Annotated in this window: 15 protein-coding genes; 11 read left to right on the forward strand and 4 right to left on the reverse strand. The window is 70.3% G+C overall.

Features of this window, described 5'->3' with window-relative positions:
- Window positions 1-320: 320 nt before the first annotated feature.
- The 3 genes from B5F73_RS00005 to polA form a co-directional block, all read right to left on the reverse strand.
- Entirely contained in the window at window positions 321-1,253 is a 933-nt protein-coding gene (locus tag B5F73_RS00005) for a zinc dependent phospholipase C family protein (RefSeq protein WP_087224578.1), read from the reverse strand.
- Between the two features lie 77 nt (window positions 1,254-1,330).
- Complete coding sequence (gene rnhA, locus B5F73_RS00010) at window positions 1,331-1,807, reverse strand: ribonuclease HI (protein ID WP_087225769.1); 477 nt, start codon at window positions 1,805-1,807, stop codon at window positions 1,331-1,333.
- A gap of 62 nt (window positions 1,808-1,869) precedes the next feature.
- Window positions 1,870-4,554, reverse strand: a complete 2,685-nt coding sequence (gene polA, locus B5F73_RS00015; protein WP_087224581.1) for a DNA polymerase I — start codon at window positions 4,552-4,554, stop codon at window positions 1,870-1,872.
- Between the two features lie 193 nt (window positions 4,555-4,747).
- On the opposite strand from polA, the gene gltB reads away from it, so the two are divergent.
- From gltB to B5F73_RS00030, 4 genes are all read left to right on the forward strand, one after another.
- Window positions 4,748-9,340 (forward strand): glutamate synthase large subunit, encoded by a 4,593-nt coding sequence (gene gltB, locus B5F73_RS00020; protein WP_087224583.1) that lies wholly within the window; start codon window positions 4,748-4,750, stop codon window positions 9,338-9,340.
- A 1-nt stretch (window position 9,341) separates the two neighbouring features.
- Window positions 9,342-10,811: a glutamate synthase subunit beta gene (locus B5F73_RS00025; protein WP_087224586.1), complete on the forward strand. Its 1,470-nt coding sequence runs from the start codon at window positions 9,342-9,344 to the stop codon at window positions 10,809-10,811.
- Window position 10,812: 1 nt separating this feature from the next.
- Window positions 10,813-10,989 (forward strand): hypothetical protein, encoded by a 177-nt coding sequence (locus tag B5F73_RS09345; protein WP_158094730.1) that lies wholly within the window; start codon window positions 10,813-10,815, stop codon window positions 10,987-10,989.
- A 142-nt stretch (window positions 10,990-11,131) separates the two neighbouring features.
- Window positions 11,132-13,222 (forward strand): glutamine synthetase III, encoded by a 2,091-nt coding sequence (locus B5F73_RS00030; protein WP_087224589.1) that lies wholly within the window; start codon window positions 11,132-11,134, stop codon window positions 13,220-13,222.
- A gap of 289 nt (window positions 13,223-13,511) precedes the next feature.
- Here B5F73_RS00030 and B5F73_RS00035 read toward each other — a convergent pair whose 3' ends face one another.
- The gene (locus B5F73_RS00035) at window positions 13,512-14,249 is read right to left on the reverse strand and encodes an HAD family hydrolase (RefSeq protein ID WP_087224592.1); all 738 of its coding nucleotides are present in this window, start codon (window positions 14,247-14,249) and stop codon (window positions 13,512-13,514) included.
- Between the two features lie 243 nt (window positions 14,250-14,492).
- Between B5F73_RS00035 and rpsA the strand changes: the two genes are divergently transcribed.
- The 7 genes from rpsA (at window position 14,493) to B5F73_RS00070 (ending at window position 20,533) form a co-directional block, all read left to right on the forward strand.
- Window positions 14,493-15,698 carry a 30S ribosomal protein S1 gene (gene rpsA / locus B5F73_RS00040; protein WP_087224595.1) on the forward strand — a complete coding sequence of 402 codons (1,206 nt, stop codon included), beginning with the start codon at window positions 14,493-14,495 and terminating at the stop codon, window positions 15,696-15,698.
- A 223-nt stretch (window positions 15,699-15,921) separates the two neighbouring features.
- Window positions 15,922-16,332 carry a hypothetical protein gene (locus B5F73_RS00045; protein WP_087224598.1) on the forward strand — a complete coding sequence of 137 codons (411 nt, stop codon included), beginning with the start codon at window positions 15,922-15,924 and terminating at the stop codon, window positions 16,330-16,332.
- 91 nt (window positions 16,333-16,423) lie between these two features.
- A complete protein-coding gene (locus B5F73_RS00050) occupies window positions 16,424-17,470 on the forward strand; it encodes a PhnD/SsuA/transferrin family substrate-binding protein (protein WP_143803099.1) in 1,047 nt (348 codons plus the stop codon).
- Between the two features lie 2 nt (window positions 17,471-17,472).
- On the forward strand, window positions 17,473-18,264 hold the full coding sequence (locus B5F73_RS00055; RefSeq protein ID WP_087224601.1) for an ABC transporter permease subunit: 792 nt from the start codon (window positions 17,473-17,475) through the stop codon (window positions 18,262-18,264).
- Complete coding sequence (locus B5F73_RS00060; protein WP_087224604.1) at window positions 18,261-18,884, forward strand: ABC transporter ATP-binding protein; 624 nt, start codon at window positions 18,261-18,263, stop codon at window positions 18,882-18,884. The genes B5F73_RS00055 and B5F73_RS00060 overlap by 4 nt, the downstream gene beginning before the upstream one ends.
- Before the next feature lie 421 nt (window positions 18,885-19,305).
- Window positions 19,306-19,902 carry a dephospho-CoA kinase gene (gene coaE, locus B5F73_RS00065; protein ID WP_239379764.1) on the forward strand — a complete coding sequence of 199 codons (597 nt, stop codon included), beginning with the start codon at window positions 19,306-19,308 and terminating at the stop codon, window positions 19,900-19,902.
- A complete protein-coding gene (locus B5F73_RS00070; RefSeq protein WP_087224608.1) occupies window positions 19,889-20,533 on the forward strand; it encodes a lytic transglycosylase domain-containing protein in 645 nt (214 codons plus the stop codon). The genes coaE and B5F73_RS00070 overlap by 14 nt, the downstream gene beginning before the upstream one ends.
- Window positions 20,534-20,536: the final 3 nt, after the last annotated feature.

Below are 20,536 nucleotides of genomic sequence, written 5' to 3' on the forward strand. Positions count from 1 at the left end.
CTCCGACGACGACCGCCCGCCCCGCCCGAGCGGGCTGTGAGCGTTCTTCTCGCCCGCCGGCTCTTCTCGTCCGATCTAGAAAGTGCCGTCCTTGTCATGGGGGCTTCTAGAAATCGGGGGGCTTGTACGGCATGGCCGCCCCACCACGGTGCAACCCCGTCGATTCCTAGAAGAAAAGGCGACAAGGGCGAGAATAACCGGATCGGGTTGGGACAACCCCGGGGATTCCTGGAGGCGCTCAGGACAAGAGCGCGAATTCCTAGACGGCCCAGTGACAACCCCGCCGAGTTTCGGATCGAGTCGAGGCGGCCAGCACGGCGCTAGTCGTCGGTCCCGGGCCGGCCGGAGAAGTCGAGGCCGGCCACGAGCGCGCGCAGACGGGCCTCGTCCCCGCGGACGAACGCCTCGGCGAGCCCGGGATAGGCCAGACGCGCCTCGTCGAAGAGGTCGGCGGCGCTGTCGGTGCGCACCTCGCCGGTGAACGGGTGGGTCCACGGGTGGCGCTCGAGGTTGGCGGCCGGGCACTCGTCGGAGCGGCGTACGTAGTGGGTGCATGCCGTCGTGAGCCCGGTCCCGCGCAGGGCGCGCTCTGCCAGCGCGGCGCCGCGGGCGCGCAGCGTGCCGGCCGGCTCGATCAGGCGGTAGACGACCTCGTAGTCGCGGACCGCGGCGGCGTACTCGCGGGCGTCGATCGCGACGCCAAAGACGCCGAGTGCCACCTGCGAGAGCAGGGCGCCCGCGACGCGCTCGGTGCGGGCGGTGCGCATGAGGTTGGTCGACGACGGGCGCTCGCAGATGGTGGCGTGCCGCTTCTCCCAGAGGATCCAGGAGTCGAGGTCGCTCTCGATGACGGCGTGGACCTCGCGCTCGAGCCCGGCGAGCGAGGGCTCGACGTCGCAGAGCGCCCGCTGCTGGGCGACCACGAACGGGTGGGCGGCGCGGTCGAGCGCGTAGTGGCCCAGGATGCCGAGCGCGAAGGCGCGACCCACGCGCTCGTCGGGCGCGGGCAGGTGGCCCACGCCGTCGCGCAGGGCGAGCAGGGCCCGCGTGACGTGGCCGGACTGGATCTTTCGGCCGAGGTCGTGGCAGACGGCGGCGCGGGACGGGAGCGTCGAGAACCGGGCGGCGAGCGGGTCGGGGCCCTGGTTGCCCAGCAGGAACGCGAGGAGCTCCTCCTCGCCCTCCACGAGGCCGCGCGGCAGCTCGGAGAGGATGTCCTCGCCAAATATGTGATGCGTGATGAGCGCGGGCATGGCCCCTCCCTGCGTGCGCGGTCCTTCTCGGCAGTGCCCTAAGGGTAGCGCAAAGGGGCGCGCGCGGGCGAGAGGGACTACCCGTCGAAGCCGACGTCCTCCGCCAGGTCCGACCCGTCGGCGGCCCCCGTGGCGAGCCCGTCGCAGCGCTCGTTCTCGGGATGCCCCGCGTGCCCCTTGATCCAGACCCACGTCACCTCGTGCGGCTCGCAGGCTGCGAGCAGCCGCCGCCAGAGGTCGACGTTCTTCACGGGCTGCTTGCTCGCGGTCTTCCAGCCGCGCCGCTGCCAGCCGCCGATCCAGTTCTGGTTGAAGGCGTTGCACACGTACTGGGAGTCGGTCGTCATGGTCACCGCGCACGGGCGTCGCAGCGCCTCGAGCGCGGCGATCGCACCCATGAGCTCCATGCGGTTGTTGGTGGTGCGCCGGTAGCCGCCGGAGAGCTCGCGCTCGTGGACGGCGCCGTCGGGCCCGGTGTAGCGCAGCAGCGCGCCGTAGCCGCCCGGCCCCGGGTTGCCGCGCGACGACCCGTCCGACCACGCCTCCACGCGCATGAGCGGGCCCGCTGCCGCGACCTTCTCGCCCGCCGTGCGCGAGAACTCCTCCCAGCTCGCCACTACTTGGCCTCCGCCCAGTTGGCGCCGTAGGAGACCTCGGCCACCAGCGGCACCTTGAGCTCCACGATGCCCTCCATCGTCTCGCGCACGAGCGCGCTCACGGTCTCGACCTCGGCCTCGGGGACCTCGAGGTCCAGCTCGTCGTGGATCTGCAGCACGAGCTTGGAGGCGAGGCCCTCCTCGTGCAGGCGCCGCTCCACGCGCACCATCGCGATCTTGATGATGTCGGCGGCGGTGCCCTGCATGGGGTGGTTCATCGCCGTGCGCTCGCCAAAGGCCACGAGCTGGCGATTGCGCTGCTGGAACTCGCGGATGTGGCGCTTGCGGCCGTACATGGTCTCGGCCCAGCCGCGCTCGTGGGCGAGGCGCACCGACTCGTCGAGGAACGCGCGCACGCCGGGGTAGGCGGCAAAGTAGCGGTCGATCATCTCCTGCGCCTCGGCGCGGGGAATCTTGAGCGAGCTCGACAGGCCAAAGGCCTGCTGGCCGTAGACGATGCCAAAGTTCACGGCCTTGGCGCGGCTGCGCAGCTGCGGCGTGACCTCGTCGAGCGGCACGCCAAAGACGCGCGCGGCGGTGGCGGCGTGGAAGTCGCGGCCCTCGCAGAAGGCGGCGATCAGGTGCTCGTCCCCGGAGAGGTGGGCCAGCAGCCTCAGCTCGATCTGCGAGTAGTCGCAGGCGAGAAACACGCTGCCCTCGGGCACCGTGAACGCCTGGCGCACGCGGTGGCCCAGCTCCGAGCGCGTGGGGATGTTCTGCAGGTTGGGGTCCGAGCTCGAGAGGCGCCCGGTGGCCGTGACCGTCTGGTTGAGCGTGGTGTGCACGCGGCCGTCGCCGCGCACGAGCGCGGGCAGGGCGTCGAGGTAGGTGCTCTTGATCTTGGAGCGCTCGCGGTAGTCCAGCACGTCGGCCACGATCTCGTGCTCCGCGGCGAGGTCGGCCAGCACCTTCGCGTTGGTCGAGTAGTAGCCGCGCTTCGTGCGCTTGAGGCCGTAGGTGGGCAGGCCCAGCACGTCAAAGAGGACGTGGCTGAGCTGCATGGGGGAGTCGATGTTGAAGGGCTCGCCGGCGGCCGCGTGGATCCTCTCGGCCATCGTGGAGACCTCGGCGCCGAGCTCGGCCGACTGCGCCGCGAGCACGCGTGTGTCCACGGACAGGCCCACGCGCTCCATCTCGGCGAGCACGGGCAGAAGCGGCATCTCCATGTCGTCGAAGAGCCGCTCCGACCCGTCCTGTCCCAGGCGCTCGCGCAGGGGGGCAACCAGGTCGCGAGCGCGCACGGCGTCGAGCGCGGCCTCGGGGAGCTCCTCGGTGGCGGCGGGCAGCACGCGGCTGAGGTAGGCCTCGGCGAGCTCCGCGGGCGAGAGGGACGTGCGCTCGGAGTCGAGCAGGTATGCCGCGACGGCCACGTCGAAGATGCGCGCCGGGTCCACCTCGCGCGGGGCGAGGCGCTCGGCCTCGCTGGAGTCGACGGGGGAGAGCACGTGCAGGAGCGCCTTCACGTCGCCGGCGGCGAGCCGCCCCTCGCGAAGGAGCCGCTCGAGCGCGTCGTCGGCGTCCGCGTCGTCGAAGCGGCAGACGCTCTCGCCCGTCGCCGCCCAGAGGGTGTGCGCCGTGCCAAAGAGGGCGCCCTCCTGGCGGTCGTCGTCGAGCGCGCAGCCGACCCACGCGCCGCCTGCGATCGCGGCGTCGAGCGCCGCCGCGGCGTCCTCGCCGACGAGGGGGGCGGGCAGCGGGGCGGCGGGCTCGGCCGCGGCCTCATCCTCGCCCAGCGCCGCGCGGGCGGCCGCCTCGGCGCCCTCTCCGGCCAGGCGCACGAGGCGCGTGGTCATGCCGGTGAAGCCCAGGGCCGAGAAGGCACGGGCCACCTCGGCGGGGTCGAAGGTGGGGAAGCGCGCGTCGGCGAGGTCGAGCTCGATCGGCGCGTCGGTGCGGATCGTGGCCACGCGGCGGCTGAGCAGGGCGTCGTCCACGTGCGCGCGGAGGTTCTCGCCCATCTTGCCGGGGACCTCGTCCGCGTGCGCGATGACCTCGTCCAGGCTGCCGTACTGCACGATCAGCGCGGCGGCCTTCTTGGGGCCGATGCCCGGCACGCCGGGGATGTTGTCGGAGGAGTCGCCCTTGAGGCCGTAGAAGTCCGGCACCAGCTCGGGCGTGATGCCGTGGTAGAGGTCCTCCACGCTCTCCGGGTCCATGATCTTGACCTCGCTCACGCCCTTCTGGGTGGAGACGATCTTCACGTGCTCGGTGGAGAGCTGGTACATGTCGCGGTCGCCGGTGAAGAGCAACATCTCGTAGCCGGCCGCCTCGCCGCGGCGCGCCAGGGTGCCGAGGATGTCGTCGCCCTCCCAGCCCTCGAGCTCGGCCACGGGGACGTCGAGCGTGCGCAGGAGCTCCTTCACCATCGGGAACTGCTCGTGCAGCGCCGGGTCCATCGGCGGGCGCTGTGCCTTGTACTGCGGCAGCATCTCCATGCGCACGCGCGGCTTGCCCTTGTCGAAGGCGCAGATCACGCCGTCGGGGTGGAAGGTGTCCACCATCTTGATGAACATGTTGAAGAAGCCGAAGAGCGCGCCCGTGGAGCGGCCGTCCGGCGCGTTCATGGGCTGGCGGATCGCGTGGAACGCGCGGTGCATGAGCGAGTTCCCGTCGATGACGGCGATGGTGCGGGTGGGTTCTGCCATGGGGCCTCCTTGTGGTTGCCCCTCGATTGTAGGCGAGAAGCGCCGTGCGTTTCTCAGTCGTTTCCGGTCCGCGTCGCGCGGATGGCAGGCGAGAAACGCGCGCGTGGCGAGCGCGTAGCGAGTTCGTCTCGCTTTTCTCGCCCGCCCGGGACGCGCCGTAGACTGCCCCTTGAAGTCGAACGAGGGGAGTCCCATGAAGCGCGGTCTCTACAGGGAGAGCTACGAACACGACGCCTGCGGCATCGGGGCGATCGCGCACCTGCACGGAAGGCGCAGCCACCAGACGCTCGACGACGCGCTCTCGGTGCTCGTGAACCTGGAGCACCGCGGCGGCAAGGGCCTCGAGCGCAACACCGGCGACGGCGCGGGCGTGCTCTTCCAGGTGCCGCACCGCTTCTTCCGCAAGGAGGCGCAGAAGGAGGGCCAGATCCTGCCCGACGAGGGCGACTACGGCGTGGCCATGCTCTTCCTGCCCCATGACGACCCCGCCGGCGTGCGCGCCGCGCGCCAGGTCTTCGAGCGCGGCTGTGCGGAGTGCGGCCTTCCGCTCATGTTCTGGCGCGAGGTCCCGGTGGACCCGCACGACCTGGGCTCCACCGCGCGGGCCTGCATGCCCACGATCTGCCAGGCGTTCCTGCGTCGTCCGGACGACGTGCCCCGCGGCCAGGACTTCGAGCGCCGTCTCTACGTGACCCGGCGCGCGGTCGAGCGCGCGGCCGACGCCGAGCCCGCCCTCGCCGGCAAGATCTTCTACGTCTGCAGCATGTCCAGCCGGACCATCGTGTACAAGGGCATGCTCGTGGCCACCCAGATGCGCCGCTTCTACCTGGACCTCAACGATGCCGCGGTGGAGACGGCGCTCGCCCTCGTGCACTCGCGCTACTCGACCAACACCACGCCCTCCTGGGAGCGCGCCCACCCCAACCGCTACCTCATCCACAACGGCGAGATCAACACCCTGCGCGGCAACGTGAGCTGGATCCGCGCCCGCGAGCCCAGGCTCTACTCGCCCGTGCTGGGGGCCGACCTCGAGCGCGTGATGCCGATCATCAACCGCGAGGGCTCCGACTCCGCGATCCTGGACAACGTGCTCGAGTTCCTCGTCATGAACGGGCGGCCGCTCGACCGCGCGGTCACGCTCATGATGCCCGAGCCCTGGGACAAGAACCCCGCGCTCGGCGAGAAGCGCCGTGCCTACGACGAGTACCAGTCCATGCTCATGGAGCCCTGGGACGGCCCGGCGGCGATCGTGTTCACGGACGGCCGCATGCTGGGCGCGGCGCTCGACCGCAACGGCCTGCGTCCCGCGCGCTACTACGTGACGCGCGACGACCGCCTGATCCTGGCCTCCGAGGTGGGCACCATCGACGTCGACCCCGCCAACGTTCTGCGCGCGGGCTGCCTCGGTCCCGGGGAGATGCTCGAGGTCGACCCGGTCGCCGGACGGGTCATCGGCAACGACGAGATCCGCGACCGCCTGGCGGGCGAGAAGCCCTATCGCGACTGGATCGACGAGGAGACGATCGACCTCACGGACCTGCCCCCGACGGAGGACCCCGGCACCTTTGCCAACCTGACGAAGGTGCCGGGCACCTTTGTCAGGTCTCTCGCGGAGCACGGCTGGCACTACGACGACGTGGACGAGGTCGTGCGACCCATGGCCGAGAAGGGCGCGGTGCCGCTGGCCTCGATGGGCGTGGACGCGCCGCTCGCGTGCCTCTCGACGCGCGACCGCTCGTTCTTCGACTACTTCCACCAGCTCTTCGCGCAGGTGACCAACCCGCCGATCGACGCGCTGCGCGAGAGCGTCGTCACGAGCACGAAGCTCTACCTCGGCAACCACGGCAACCTGCTCGAGGACTGCCGCGACAGCTGCCGCCTCGTGCGCCTCCCGTCGCCGATCCTCTCGGACGACGACTTCCGTCGCCTCTGCGCGATCGACCGGCCGGGCTTCCGCGTGGCGAGCGTCTGCGCGACCTACCCGTTGGCGGGCGGCCCCCACGCGCTCGACCGCGCCCTCACCGAGCTGGCGGAGCAGGTCGAGAAGGACGTGCGCGCCGGTGCGAACATCGTGGTGATCTCGGACCGCGCGGCGGCCGGCGAGGTACCCGTCCCCTCGCTGCTCGCCCTCGGCTGCGTGCACAACCACCTGATCCGTCGCGGTCTTCGCACCCTCGTCGACCTCGTCGTGGAGACGGGAGACGCGATCAGCGCGCACGACTTCGCGTGCCTCGTGTCCTTCTCGGCCTCCGGCATCTGCCCCTACCTGGCACACGACTGCGTCCGCGACCTCTGTGCCCGCGGCGAGCTCGAGTCCGACCCCGAGGAGGCCTGCGCCAGCTACGACCGCGCGGTCACGGCCGGCATCGTCTCCATCATGTCCAAGATGGGCATCTCCACGATGCAGGGCTATCACTCCGCGCAGATATTCGAGATCGTGGGCCTTGCGGACGAGCTTGTGGAGCGCTGCTTCACCTACACCGCCACGCGCGTGGGCGGCCTCACGGTGGACGACCTCCAGCGCCTGCTCGACGAGCGCCACGCGGCGGCGCTCGCGCTCGGGCGCACGCCGGCGCCGGGCCAGCTCCCCACGCTCGGCCTCACCAAATGGCGGCCGTCCGGCGAGGAGCACCTCATCGACCCCAAGGCCATCTACCTGCTTCAGCGCGCCTGTCGCGAGGGCGACTACGACCTCTTCAGGGAGTACGCCGCCTGGGTGCACCGACCCGGCCGCGCCGTCACCCTGCGCGACCTCATGGACCTGTCGCCCGCCGCCGACCCCGTCCCGCTCGACGAGGTCGAGCCCGCGAGCCAGATCGTGAGGCGCTTCAACACCGGCGCCATGAGCTACGGCTCGATCTCCCGCGAGCAGCACGAGTGCCTGGCCGTCGCGATGAATCGCCTGCACGGACGGTCAAACTCGGGCGAGGGCGGCGAGGACCCGGCGCGCGAGACGCCTCGCGCAAACGGCGACTCCGCACGCTCCGCGATCAAGCAGGTGGCATCCGGCCGCTTTGGCGTGACGAGCCGCTACCTGGTCTCCGCGACGGAGATCCAGATCAAGATGGCCCAGGGCGCCAAGCCCGGCGAGGGCGGCCACCTCCCCGGGAAGAAGGTCTACCCGTGGATCGCGGAGGTCCGCCAGTCCACGCCCGGCGTGAGCCTCATCTCTCCGCCGCCCCACCACGACATCTACTCGATCGAGGACCTCGCCGAGCTCATCTTTGACCTCAAGTGCGCCAACCCCGGCGCCCGCGTCTCGGTCAAGCTCTGCTCGCTCGCGGGCGTGGGCACCATCGCCACAGGCGTGGCCAAGGGCGGGGCCGACAAGATCCTCGTCTCGGGACACAACGGCGGCACCGGCGCCGCCCCGCGCGACTCGATCTACCACGCCGGCATCCCGTTCGAGATCGGCCTCGCCGAGACGCAGCAGACGCTCGTGCGCAACGGCCTGCGCTCGCGCGTGGTGCTCGAGACCGACGGCAAGCTCATGAGCGGCCGCGACGTGGCGATCGCGGCGCTTCTGGGCGCCGAGGAGTTTGGCTTCGCCACGATGCCGCTCATCGCCTGCGGCTGCCTCATGCAGCGCGACTGCCAGCGCGACACCTGCCCGGCGGGCGTGGCCACGCAGGACGAGCGCCTGCGCTGCCGCTTTGCTGGCCGGCCCGAGCACGTGGTCAACTTCATGACGTTCGTCGCCGAGGAGCTGCGCGAGATCATGGCGTCGCTGGGCTTCCGCACGGTCGACGAGATGGTGGGCCGCGCGGACTGCCTGCGCCAGGTCCCCGTCGCCGGCGAGGCAAACTGGAAGGCCAACCGCCTGGACCTCTCCGACCTCCTCGCCGAGCCGGTCTGCGAGTACGGGCAGCAGATCCCCGGGGCGGACGCCCCGCGCTTCCTGCCCGAGATGGCCGCAGACCTGGAGCTGGACCGCACGCTCGACGCCACGCTGCTCGTGCCCTACACCGAGCGATCCCGAGCGCACCTCGAGCCGATCCGCCTGAGTGCGGACATCGACAACGTCAACCGCTGCGTGGGCACGATGCTCGGCAGCCGCGTGACGGCGGCGCACCCCGAGGGCCTGCCGGAGGGGTCGGTCACCGTGGACTGCGCGGGCTCGGCGGGTCAGAGCTTCGGGGCGTTCCTGCCCGCGGGCGTCACGCTCAACGTTGCCGGCGACGCCAACGACTACTTTGGCAAGGGTCTCTCGGGCGGCGTGCTCTCGGTGCGCCCCTCGCCCGGCGCCACCTACAAGTTCGACGAGAACGTGATCGTGGGCAACGTTGCCCTCTACGGCGCCACGGGAGGCCGCGCCTTCGTGAACGGCCTCGCCGGCCAGCGCTTCTGCGTGCGCAACTCCGGCGCCTCCGTGGTGGTGGAGGGCGTGGGAGCGCACGGCTGCGAGTACATGACCGGCGGCACGGTCGTCGTGCTCGGCGAGGTGGGCCCCAATTTCGCGGCCGGCATGTCGGGTGGCGTGGCGTACGTCTACGACCGCTTCGGCACGCTCGCGAGCCGCTGCAACCGCGAGCTCGTGAACCTGGAGGAGCCGGACGAGAAGGACCTCGCGCTCGTGCGCGAGCTCGTGGAGGAGCACGTGCGCCGCACGGCGAGCCCGCGCGGCATCAAGCTGCTCTACCAGTTCGACGAGGCGCGCCGCAGCTTCGTGAAGGTGATACCGCGCGACTACGAGCGGGTGCTCGGCCTGGTCGCCGAGGCCGAGGCGGCGGGGGAGACCCACGAGTCCGCGCTCGAGCGCGCGTTCGACGTCATGAGGGAGGGCTAGCATGGGCAGGCCGGGAGCGTTTCTGACGGTGGGCCGCCGCGCCCACGAGCTGCGCGCGGTCGAGGACCGGGTGCGCGACTACGAGGAGCTCTACGAGGAGCCGCCCGCGGACGTGCGCCGCGCGCAGGCGAGCCGCTGCATGCACTGCGGCGTCGCGTTCTGCCAGGCGGGCATCTCGTTTGGCGGGGCGCGCCCGAGCGGCTGCCCGCTCCACAACCTCATCCCCGAGTGGAACGACCTCGTCTACCGGGGGCTCTGGCGCGAGGCGGCGGACCGGCTGGCGCTGACGTCGCCCCTGCCGGAGTTCACGAGCCGCGTGTGCCCGGCGCTGTGCGAGGCGTCGTGCAACCTGGGCTGCCACGACGAGCCCGAGACGATCCACGACAACGAGCGCGCCATCTCCGACTGGGAGTGGGCGCACGGCGGGCCCCGGCGCTTCTCGCCCGCCGCGCCGGACGCCCCGCGCGTCGCCGTGGTGGGCTCCGGCCCCGCCGGGCTCGCGGCCGCCTGGGAGCTCGCCCGGCGCGGGGCCCGCGTGACGGTCGTCGAGCGCGCCGACCGGGCGGGCGGTCTTCTCACCTACGGCATCCCCAACATGAAGCTCCCCAAGGACGTGGTCGCGCGCCGCGTGTCCCTCATGGAGGAGCTGGGGGTCGAGTTTCGCCTGGGCACCGACGCGGCCGAGAAGGACGTGGCCTCCGCGCTGCTCGCGGAGTCCGACGCCGTGGTCGTGGCGGCGGGCGCGCGTCGTCCCCGGGGCCTCTCCGTCGCGGGCTTCGAGGAGGGTCTCGCCTCGGGCGGCGTGGTCTGGGCCGTGGACTACCTCACGGCCTCCACGCGCTCGCTGCTCGACGGCGGCGAGCCCGCCGTGAGCGCCGAGGGGCTCGACGTCGTGGTGATCGGCGGCGGCGACACGGGCAACGACTGCCTCGGCACCGCCGTGCGCCAGGGCGCCCGGTCGGTGCGGCAGATCGAGTTCCTGCCGCGCCCCGCCGAGCCGGGGCCGGGCGTCACGCGCTGGCCCGAGTGGCCCGCCACGCTCAAGACCGACTACGGGCAGCAGGAGGCGATCGAGCTCATGGGCGGCGAGATGCGCGCCTGGGGCGTCGACACGCTCGAGGTCCTTCTCGACGAGGCGGGCGCGGTGCGCGGCCTCGCCGTCGCCGACCTCGACTGGTCGGGCGGTCGGCCCGAGCGCGTGACGGGCGGCGAGCGCGAGATCCCCGCACAGCTCGTGCTCGTGGCCTGCGGCTTCACGGGGCCGGAGCGCGGCGTGCTGGACGCGCTGGGCGTGGGCGTGGGGGAGCGCGGGCTGCCGGTCGTCGCCGCGGGCTCGCACCGCGCCGAGACGGCTGCGGGTGCCCCGGTCTTTCTCGCCGGCGACGTGCGCACGGGCTCCTCGCTCGTGGTGAGCGCGATCGCGGACGCGATGGCCTGCGCGGGCGAGGTTGCCAAGACGCTGGGGCTCTGACATGGGCGAGGCGGACGACAGGCACGGCATCGTCTGGCTGGAGGACGGCCGGGAGGCCGCCTTCGAGCCGGCGGCGCCCTCGCGTCCGTGGCTCGAGGAGTCGCTGGAGTGGGGGACGCGCTCCGAGGACGAGCCCGAGCCGGACGAGGACGGCCCCGCCGAGCTCGTCTGGCTGTGAGGCCCGTGTCCTTCTCGCCATGAAATGGCCCTGAAGATGCAACCAAACCATGCCCCGCGCTTCACGTTGGCGCAACGGCTGTGAAACAATGGGCCCGTAGAGTAGTCGACCGTAAGCCACAACGCCGGGAGAAAGGGCGCACATGGGCAAGGACAAGGTCTCTCAGGAGTTCGGAAGCCTGCTGTTCACGGACGCCGTGATGCAGGAGAGGCTCCCCAAGCCGACGTACCGGGAGCTCCGTCAGGTCATCGACGACGGCAAGCCGCTCGACCTGGACATCGCCAACGAGGTCGCGCACGCGATGAAGGAGTGGGCGCTCGAGAAGGGCGCCACGCACTTCGCGCACTGGTTCCAGCCGCTCACGGGCATCACGTCCGAGAAGCACGACAGCTTCCTCACGCCGATCAACGACGGCACGATCCTCATGTCCTTCTCGGGCAAGGAGCTCGTCCAGGGCGAGCCGGACGCCTCCTCCTTCCCGAGCGGCGGCCTGCGCGCCACCTTCGAGGCCCGCGGCTACACCGCCTGGGACCCCACGAGCCCGGCCTTCATCAAGGACGAGGTCCTCTGCATCCCCACGGCCTTCGTCTCCTACACCGGCGAGGCGCTCGACAAGAAGACGCCGCTCCTGCGCTCGCAGGTGGTGCTCGAGCAGCAGGCCAAGCGCGTGCTCGCGCTCTTTGGCCGCGAGCCCAAGCGCGTCTTCACCACGATCGGCCCCGAGCAGGAGTACTTCCTCGTGAAGGAGGAGGACTACGAGGCGCGCCCCGACCTCGTCTACTGCGGGCGCACGCTCTTTGGCTGCGAGCCGGTCAAGGGCCAGGAGCTCGAGGAGCACTACTTCGGCGCCATCCGCCCGACCGTCAACGACTTCATGAAGGAGGTCGACGACGAGCTCTGGAAGCTGGGCGTCCCGGTCAAGACCAAGCACAACGAGGTCGCGCCGTCCCAGCACGAGCTGGCGCCGATCTTCGAGCAGGGGTCGCTCGCCATCGACGACAACCTCCTCACGATGGAGAAGCTCAAGCTCATGGCCACCCGTCACGGCCTGGCCTGCCTCGAGCACGAGAAGCCCTTCGAGTACGTGAACGGCTCCGGCAAGCACAACAACTGGTCCATCTGCGCCGACGGCAAGAACCTGCTCGAGCCGGGCGCGGTGCCGAGCGAGAACCTGCAGTTCCTGGTGTTTCTCGCCGCCCTCGTGGCTGCCGTCGACGAGCACGCCGACCTGCTGCGCGCCTCCGTGGCCTCTGCGGGCAACGACCACCGTCTCGGCGCCAACGAGGCGCCCCCGGCGATCATCTCGGTCTTTTTGGGCGACCAGCTCCACGCCATCGTGGAGGCCCTCATCAACAAGGAGGAGCCCGAGGTCCACGAGGCCGAGGTCATGGACCTGGGCGTGCCCGCCCTGCCCGACCTCCTGCGCGACTCCACCGACCGCAACCGCACCTCGCCCTTCGCGTTCACGGGCAACAAGTTCGAGTTCCGCATGTGCGGCAGCCAGCAGAACCTGGCCGACCCCAACGTGGTCCTCAACACCGCGGTGGCCGAGCAGTGCGACCGCTTTGCCACCAAGCTCGAGGGCAAGACGGGCGACGAGTTCACCAACCTCGCGCTGCGCTGGGTGCGCCACACCCTGCGCGACCACCAGCGCGTGCTCTTCGAGGGCAACGGCTACTCCGAGGAGTGGGAGGCCGAGGCAGAGCGTCGCGGGCTGCCCAACCTCAAGACCACGCCGGACGCGCTGCCGTGCATGATCCGTCCCGAGAACGTGGCGTTCTACGAGCGTTACCACGTGCTCGACGAGGCCGAGATCCACGCCCGCTACGTCTCCAAGGCCGAGCAGTACGCCAAGCTCCTCAACATCGAGGCCAACACGATGGTCTACATGGCGCGCCACCTCTACGTGCCCGCGCTCTCCGACTACTCGGGCGACCTCGCCACGAGCGTGGCCACCAAGGCCGAGATCGGCATCGAGGCCAAGGTCGAGAAGGACCTCGTGCGCACGCTCACCGAGGGGATCGCGCAGATCGACGAGGCGGCCCACGCCCTGGAGGAGGCCAACGCCGCCGCGCGCGAGGTCGCCGACCCGCAGGAGCGCTGCGACGCCTACCGCGACGAGGTCCTGCCGGCCATGGACGCCCTGCGCGCCCCGGTCGACGCGATGGAGCGCGTCTGCGGCGCCGACTACTGGCCCGTGCCCACCTACAACAAGATGCTCTTCTGGGTGTAGTCGCAGCTCACAGCCCTCGCAGGGCGCCCGGCACGCCGTGCGTCGCGTGCCGGGCGCCCTGTTCTTCTCGCCCGGTCGCCGCGCCTCGCCGCGCGCCTGTTCTTCTCGCCCGACAGCCGCGCCTCGCCGCGCACCTGATCGAGTGTACGAGTTTCCTCATCCAGAGGACCTCAACGCTTATATTTGTTAATCTAAAGACTAAACAAGCGAGAAGAACGGACGCGAAACTCGTACACTCGCCGAGGAGCGAGGCACGGCGGGAGTGGGATGGGGCGCGGGCAGGGTGGGCCTACCCGTCCCGCTCGTCCAGGCGGGCGATAAGGTCGGGCAGCTCGCGCGCGAGGCGATCCATCGGGCCGCGCCAGACGGCGTCCTTGGGCCGGGCGTGGCCGACGTAGGCCGTGCGCAGCCCGCAGCCGTCGCGCACGATGTCGCGCACGGCGTCGTTGCCCACCATGAGGCACTCCTCGAGCCGCACGCCCAGCTGGTTGGCAAACTCCTGGTAGTAGCGCGTGCTCGGCTTGCAGCGCGTGGAGTTGGAGTAGGTCGAGACGAGCGCGAAGTCGTCCTCGCCAACGCCGGCCCAGCCCATGCGGGCGCGGTCGCAGGAGAGCGAGAAGGTGGGGTTGGTGGCGAGGGCGCAGAGGAGCCCGGCGTCGTGCACCGCCTCGATGGCCTCGCGGGCGCCCGGGACGGGGCGCGCGGCCACGATGCCGCCCGAGAAGCCGGGGACGATCTGCTCCTCGTAGTAGGTCATGAGGTCGGCGATCACGGGATCGTCGAGCGGGATGCCCGTGGACGCGAGGAAGGTCTGGTTGAAGAGGCGCTCGTTGGTGAGGGAGTCCTCGCGGTCCTGGGCGTCCATGGCGAGAAACGCCCGCACGTAGGGGATCCCGAGCGCGGCGGGGCTCGTCCGCGCGGCGCTCGCGAGCAGGCGCGTGGCCCCGCAGACGTAGCGGGCGATGAACGCGGTGAGGTTGAGGCGCAGCAGCGTGTCGTCAAGGTCAAAGAGGACCGCCTTGATCATGCGCGCATCACCCCCTCGTTCTTCTCGGCCGACGTCTTGCGGAAATTAGAGAATACCCGTTCCCCGTGCTTGAAAAACCGGTGAGACAAACGCTATTCTAATGCGCGTGTGGGCATAGGGCCCGCACAACCGTATCTGTCGGCCCCCGAGAGCATGCAAGTTTCCACGTAGACGCCACGATTTAGGCACTGCAGGCAGCGACCATGACGACCGGGGCCCCGAAAGTTCGAAAGGGGTCCACTTTTGAGTGAGATTCAGAACTCGTCCATCTTCGCGCTGGACGACATCTCCGACGAGGAGATGAGCAACCTCATCGACGGCACCGTGACCGACTTCGACGAGGGCGGTCTGGTTACCGGCACCGTCGTGAAGATCGAGCGCGACGAGGTCCTGCTTGACATCGGCTACAAGTCCGAGGGCGTCATCCCGTCCCGCGAGCTGTCCATCCGCAAGGACGTCAACCCCGCCGAGGTCGTCTCCATGGGCGAGGAGATCGAGGCGCTCGTCCTCCAGAAGGAGGACAAGGAGGGCCGTCTGGTCCTGTCCAAGAAGCGCGCCGAGTACGAGCGCGCCTGGAACGCCGTCGAGGAGAAGTTCAACTCCGGCGAGACCGTCGAGGGCGAGGTCATCGAGGTCGTCAAGGGCGGCCTGATCCTCGACATCGGCCTGCGCGGCTTCCTGCCCGCCTCCCTCGTCGACCTCCGTCGCGTCAAGGACCTCAACGCCTACCTCGGCACCCGCATCGAGGCCCGCGTCATCGAGATGGACCGCAACCGCAACAACGTCGTCCTCTCCCGCCGCGTCGTCCTCGAGGAGGCCCGCAAGGCCGAGCGCCAGGAGATCCTCTCCAAGCTCCAGGTCGGCATGCGCCTCAAGGGCACCGTCTCCTCGATCGTCGACTTCGGCGCCTTCGTCGACCTCGGCGGCATCGACGGCCTGGTCCACATCTCCGAGCTCTCCTGGAACCACGTCAACCACCCCTCCGAGGTCGTCAAGGTCGGCCAGGAGGTCGAGGTCCAGGTGCTCGACGTCGACCTCAACCGCGAGCGCATCTCCCTCGGTCTCAAGCAGACCACCGAGGACCCCTGGCGCTCCCTCGTCAAGAAGTACCCGATCGACGCCATCGTCGAGGGCACCGTCACCAAGCTCGTCACCTTTGGTGCGTTCGTCGACCTCGGCGAGGGCGTGGAGGGTCTCGTGCACATCTCCGAGATGGCCAAGACCCACGTCGACCAGCCGTCCCAGGTCTGCGCCGTGGGCGACACCGTCCAGGTGAAGGTCATGGAGATCGACCTCGACCGTCGTCGCATCTCCCTGTCCATGAAGGCCGCCGCCGAGACCCTCGGCACCGAGGTCGAGGTCAAGCCGCTCCCCGAGAGCGAGCAGGCCGAGGCTGAGGTCGAGGCCGAGCCCGAGGCCGTCGAGGCCGAGGAGACCGTCGAGGAGTAGTCCTTCTCGCCAACGCGTCTGAGAGCGGGGTCACCTTCCGGTGGCCCCGCTTTTCTCGTGCGTGACGGCGCTGTTCGTCGAGACAGAGAAACGGCACAGAAGAGGCATCCCAGGAGGGCGATTCTGTGCCGTTTCTCTGTCTCGGCGAGAAGGACGGGCCATGGGGCGCTCGTCAGGCGATTTTGGGTATGTTAGAGACGTTGACCAACGAGAGGGGAGCGACATGGCGTCGGGTGACTGGCAGCGCAAGGTGGCGGAGTGGCTCCGCGGGAGACAGGGTCCGGACGACCTCGCGGTATTCTGCGTGAACCTCGCCATCGTGGTCCTCCTGGTGAACGCGTTTCTGCGCACGAGCTGGCTCGGCTGGACGGCGCTTCTGCTCGTGGCGTACTCGGTGTTCCGCATCCAGTCCAAGAACCTCGGCGCCCGCGCCCGCGAGAACGAGGCCTTCCTCAAGGCGCTCGGCCCGGCGCGCCCCTGGTTCCAGAACCCGCGCGCGGCGTGGGGCGAGCTGCGCGCCTACAAGCACGTCCGCTGCGGTTCGTGCCGCCAGAAGGTGCGCGTCCCGCGCGGCAAGGGGCGTCTGCGCGTGACGTGCCCCAAGTGCGGCACCAAGTTCGAGGTCCGCTCGTAGGGCCGCTCGGCGCCCCCGGACCGACCAGCGGTCGGCGTCAGCCTCGTAGTGCTATCGTCTTTATCGCATATCGACGATAGGGAGGCTCGCCATGAGAGTTGACAGAAGGACGTTCCTGAAGATCGCCGGCGCCGGCTCGGCGTCGCTCGCGCTCGCCGCCTGCGGCACGACCGCCCAGGAGCCCGCGGCCGAGGAGGAGCCCGCCGAGGAGGAGCCCGCGGCCGACGCGGAGCCCGTCGCCGTGCGCACCGCCGCCCTCAAGGGCCCGACCGCCATGGGCCTCGTGCGCTTCATGAGCGAGGTCGACGCCGGCAACCTCGCGGACAACGACTACACCTTCGAGATCTACGCCGCCCCGGACGAGATTACCCCGCTCATCGCCAAGGAGGGCGTCGACGTCGCCGCCGTGCCCGCCAACCTCGCGGCAACGCTCTACAACAAGACCGAGGGCGGCGTCCGCGTCATCGCGATCAACACGCTCGGCGTGCTCTACATCTGCGAGCTGGGCGACACCGTCAGAAGCGTCGAGGACCTGCGCGGCAAGACGATCTACGCCTCCGGCAAGGGCTCCACGCCCGAGTACGGCCTCCAGTACGTGCTCGAGAAGAACGGCCTCACCGTGGGCGAGGACGTGCAGATCGAGTGGAAGAGCGAGCACGCCGAGTGCGTCCAGGCGCTCGCGACCGCCGAGGGCGAGGCCGTGGCGATGCTGCCGCAGCCCTTCGTGACCACCGCACAGGCGCAGAACGACAAGATCCGCGTGGCGCTCGACCTCACCGAGGAGTGGGACCGCGTCCAGACCGGTGACGAGACGAGCTCCATGATCACCGGCGTCGCCGTCGTCCGCTCCGCCTTCGCCGACGAGAACCCCGCCGCCGTGGATGCGTTCCTGGAGCACTACGCCGAGTCCGTCGACTTCGTGAACGAGAACGTGGCAGACGCCGCGCAGCTCGTGGGCAGCTACGACATCGTGCCGGCCCAGGTGGCCGAGAAGGCCCTGCCCGAGTGCAACATCGTCTGCGTGACCGGCGAGGACATGAAGGAGCGGCTCTCCGGTTACCTCGCGGTCCTCGCCGACCAGAACGCCGAGGCCGTGGGCGGCGCCGTTCCCGGCGACGACTTCTACTACGGCGCGTAGGCTTGGCGCGCGCGGGCGAGAGAGGTGCCGAGAAGGACGGGCGGCTCCGGACGTGGGCCGTCCGTCTCGCGTGCGTCGCCTTCTGGCTCGTGGTCTGGGAGCTCGGTGCGCGGGCGATCGACGCGCGCATCATCCTCGTAGGCCCGCTCGAGGTGCTGGCCCGTCTCGCCCAGCTGGCGACGACCGGTGAGTTCTGGGCCTCGGTGGGCGTGTCGCTCGGGCGTATTGGCGTCGGGTTTCTTACCGCGGTCATCGCGGGGACGGCCCTCGCCGCGCTCGCGAGTCGCGTGACCGTGGTCCGCGAGCTGCTCGCCCCGGTGATGGGGGCCATGAAGGCCGTGCCGGTGGCGTCGTTCGTGATCCTCGTGCTGCTGTGGGTCTCGTCGAGCTACCTCTCGGTCGTGATCGCGCTCGTCATGGCGCTGCCCATCGTCTATACCAACGTGCTCGAGGGCATCCTCCAGACCGACCCGGGCCTGCTCGAGATGTGCGACGTCTTTGGTGTGCTCGGCTGGGATCGCGTGCGGCTCGTCTACGCCTCCCAGGTGCTGCCGTACTTCCGCGTCGCGGTGACGCTCGCGCTCGGCCTCGCCTGGAAGGCGGGCATCGCCGCCGAGGTGATCGGGCTTCCCGACTTCACGATCGGCGAGCACCTCTACGACGCCAAGGTCTATCTGGACACGCCGGACCTCTTTGCCTGGACGGTGGCGATCGTCGTCGTCTCCGTCACGCTCGAGACGGTGGTCCGCCGTCTGCTCGACCGTGTCGTGGTGCGGTGGGAGGCGAGGCCATGAGCTGCGGGTTCTCGCTGACAAACGTCGAGAAGGGCTACAGCGGCATCTCCGTTCTCACGGGAGTGACGGCGTGCTTCGAGTCTGGCCGCACCCACGTGCTGATGGGTCCCTCCGGCTCCGGCAAGACCACCTTGCTGCGTCTGCTCGCCGGCCTGGAGACGCCCGACGCGGGTGAGGTGGGGCGCTCGGGCGTCGAGCGTCTCGCCATGACGTTCCAGGAGGACCGCCTCTGCGACAACCTCACGGTCACGGCCAACGTCCGCCTCCCGCACGCCCGTCTGCGCGGCGCGGAGCGTGCAGCGTTCCTCGAGCTCGAGCGTGAGGCGTGTGCGGCCGTGGGTCTGCCCTGCGACGCGCGGCCGGTCCGCGAGCTCTCCGGCGGCCAACGCCGACGCGTCTCGATCCTGCGGTGCGTCCTGGCCGACGCCGACGCGTTCCTGTTCGACGAGCCGCTCAAGGGCATGGACGAGAAGACCGTGGACGCCGTCATGGACTTCGTCCTCCCCCGCCTCGCTGGCCGCACGACCCTCTGGGTCACCCACGACGAGCGCGAGCTCTCCCGCTTCGACGACCCCGTCCTCTGGCGCGTCGAGGGCGGCCGCGTCATCTCGTGCTCGTAGGAGCGTCTCCAGGAATCGCCGCCCTTGTCCGCCTGCGATCCGGAAATCGCCGCCCTTGTCGCGACGCCTTCTAGAAACCGTCGCCCTTGTCGCCGGCCCTTCTAAGAATCGCCGCCCTTGTCCGGTGTCACTCTAAGAAAAGCCGTCCTTGTCATGAGGCGCTCTAAAAAATGCGGCCCTTGTCCGCGTCGTGACCGTTTCAACCGGACAAGGGCGGCGATTCTTAGAAGGGCCGGCGACAAGGGCAGCTATTCCTAGAACCCTTTGTGACAAGAGCGGCGATTGCTGGATCGCGGGCGGACAAGGACAGCGATCCTTGGAGTGCGTCCGGACAAGGGCGGCGAACTCTAGACGTCCCAACGGGCCGTCGCATGTGCGATGATGGGTTGAGGATCGGCGAGGGGAGCCTGGGTTGTACGCGGTGTTTCTGGCAGGGGGGACGGCGTCGGGGAAGTCGACGGTCGCGCGCGAGCTGGAGCGGCTCGGGGCGTGGCGCATCGACCTCGACGAGCTCTCCCGCGCCGTGCTCGCGCCCGGGGAGCCCTGCGTGGCCGAGGTGTGCGCCGCGTTCGGCGACGACCTCGTCGACCCCGAGACCGGGATGCTCGACCGCGCCCTTCTCGCCCGACGCGCCTTTGCCGACGAGCCCTCCGCCGAGCTGCTCGAGAAGATCGAGCTCCCGCACATCCGCGCCATGCTCGTCCGCATGCTCACGTCCGGCATCTGCGGCCAGCGCGAGCCGGCGTGCTGCGTGGTGGAGGTTCCACTGCTCGACCGGGTGGAGTCGATGGTCGACCTCGCCGACGAGGTCGTGGTGGTGGCCTGCCCGCTGGAGGTGCGCCGCGAGCGGGCACGGGGTCGCGGCATGGACGTGGGGGACTTCGACCGACGCGTGGCGCGCCAGCCCTCCGACGAGTATCTGCGCTCGCATGCGACGACCGTGATCGACAACACGGGGGACGAGAAGGACCTGCTCGTGCGGGTCCGCGCCTGGTGGGACGCGCATGGCTGGGCGTAGGCCGACGCCGCGACAGGGCGCGCGACGGGAGACCCCGCGCGCCGCCCGGGGACACGAGCGCCTCGTTCGCTGGTACCGTGTGGTGCCCGTGGCCCTTCTCGCCCTCACGCTCCTGCTGGTCGGCGTCGTCGCGGCAAACCCTACGGGCCTCGGGCGCGCGCTGCATCCCGTGCGCCACGCCGAGGCGATCGAGGCGTCGTGCGAGCGCCATGGCGTTGACCCGCTGCTCGCCTGCGCGGTCATCAAGTGCGAGTCGGACTGGGACGAGGACGCCCATTCCGCCGCGGGTGCGGTGGGACTCATGCAGCTCATGCCGCAGACCTCCGAGAGCCTCTCCGCCCTGGGCGTCGTCGACGCCGGGCGCTGGGACCCGGAGGACCTCACCGACCCCGAGGTGAACATCGAGTACGGCGTCGCCTGCCTGGGATACCTGCAGGGGCAGCTCTCGAGCACCGACGAGGTGGTCGCGGCCTACAACGCCGGGATCGGCACGGTCCAGGGATGGCTCGCCGAGGGCGGGTCGATCCCGGAGGACGTGGAGTATGCTGAGACGCGTGCCTACCTGGAGAACGTGCGGCGCGCCTACGAGGGCTACCGACAGAGCTATCCGAACGGCATCACGGGGGACTGAGAG

It is taken from the genome of Olsenella sp. An270, from assembly GCF_002159735.1.
Lineage (GTDB): Bacteria > Actinomycetota > Coriobacteriia > Coriobacteriales > Atopobiaceae > Thermophilibacter.

Bases quoted from the DNA above. Each gene is read 5' to 3' on its own strand.
- B5F73_RS00005 (WP_087224578.1), bottom strand. From the start codon at position 1,253: ATGCCCGCGCTCATCACGCATCACATATTTGGCGAGGACATCCTCTCC.
- rnhA (WP_087225769.1), bottom strand. From the start codon at position 1,807: ATGCGCGTGGAGGCGTGGTCGGACGGGTCGTCGCGCGGCAACCCGGGG.
- polA (WP_087224581.1), bottom strand. From the start codon at position 4,554: ATGGCAGAACCCACCCGCACCATCGCCGTCATCGACGGGAACTCGCTC.
- gltB (WP_087224583.1), top strand. From the start codon at position 4,748: ATGAAGCGCGGTCTCTACAGGGAGAGCTACGAACACGACGCCTGCGGC.
- B5F73_RS00025 (WP_087224586.1), top strand. From the start codon at position 9,342: ATGGGCAGGCCGGGAGCGTTTCTGACGGTGGGCCGCCGCGCCCACGAG.
- B5F73_RS09345 (WP_158094730.1), top strand. From the start codon at position 10,813: ATGGGCGAGGCGGACGACAGGCACGGCATCGTCTGGCTGGAGGACGGC.
- B5F73_RS00030 (WP_087224589.1), top strand. From the start codon at position 11,132: ATGGGCAAGGACAAGGTCTCTCAGGAGTTCGGAAGCCTGCTGTTCACG.
- B5F73_RS00035 (WP_087224592.1), bottom strand. From the start codon at position 14,249: ATGATCAAGGCGGTCCTCTTTGACCTTGACGACACGCTGCTGCGCCTC.
- B5F73_RS00045 (WP_087224598.1), top strand. From the start codon at position 15,922: ATGGCGTCGGGTGACTGGCAGCGCAAGGTGGCGGAGTGGCTCCGCGGG.
- B5F73_RS00050 (WP_143803099.1), top strand. From the start codon at position 16,424: ATGAGAGTTGACAGAAGGACGTTCCTGAAGATCGCCGGCGCCGGCTCG.
- B5F73_RS00060 (WP_087224604.1), top strand. From the start codon at position 18,261: ATGAGCTGCGGGTTCTCGCTGACAAACGTCGAGAAGGGCTACAGCGGC.
- B5F73_RS00070 (WP_087224608.1), top strand. From the start codon at position 19,889: ATGGCTGGGCGTAGGCCGACGCCGCGACAGGGCGCGCGACGGGAGACC.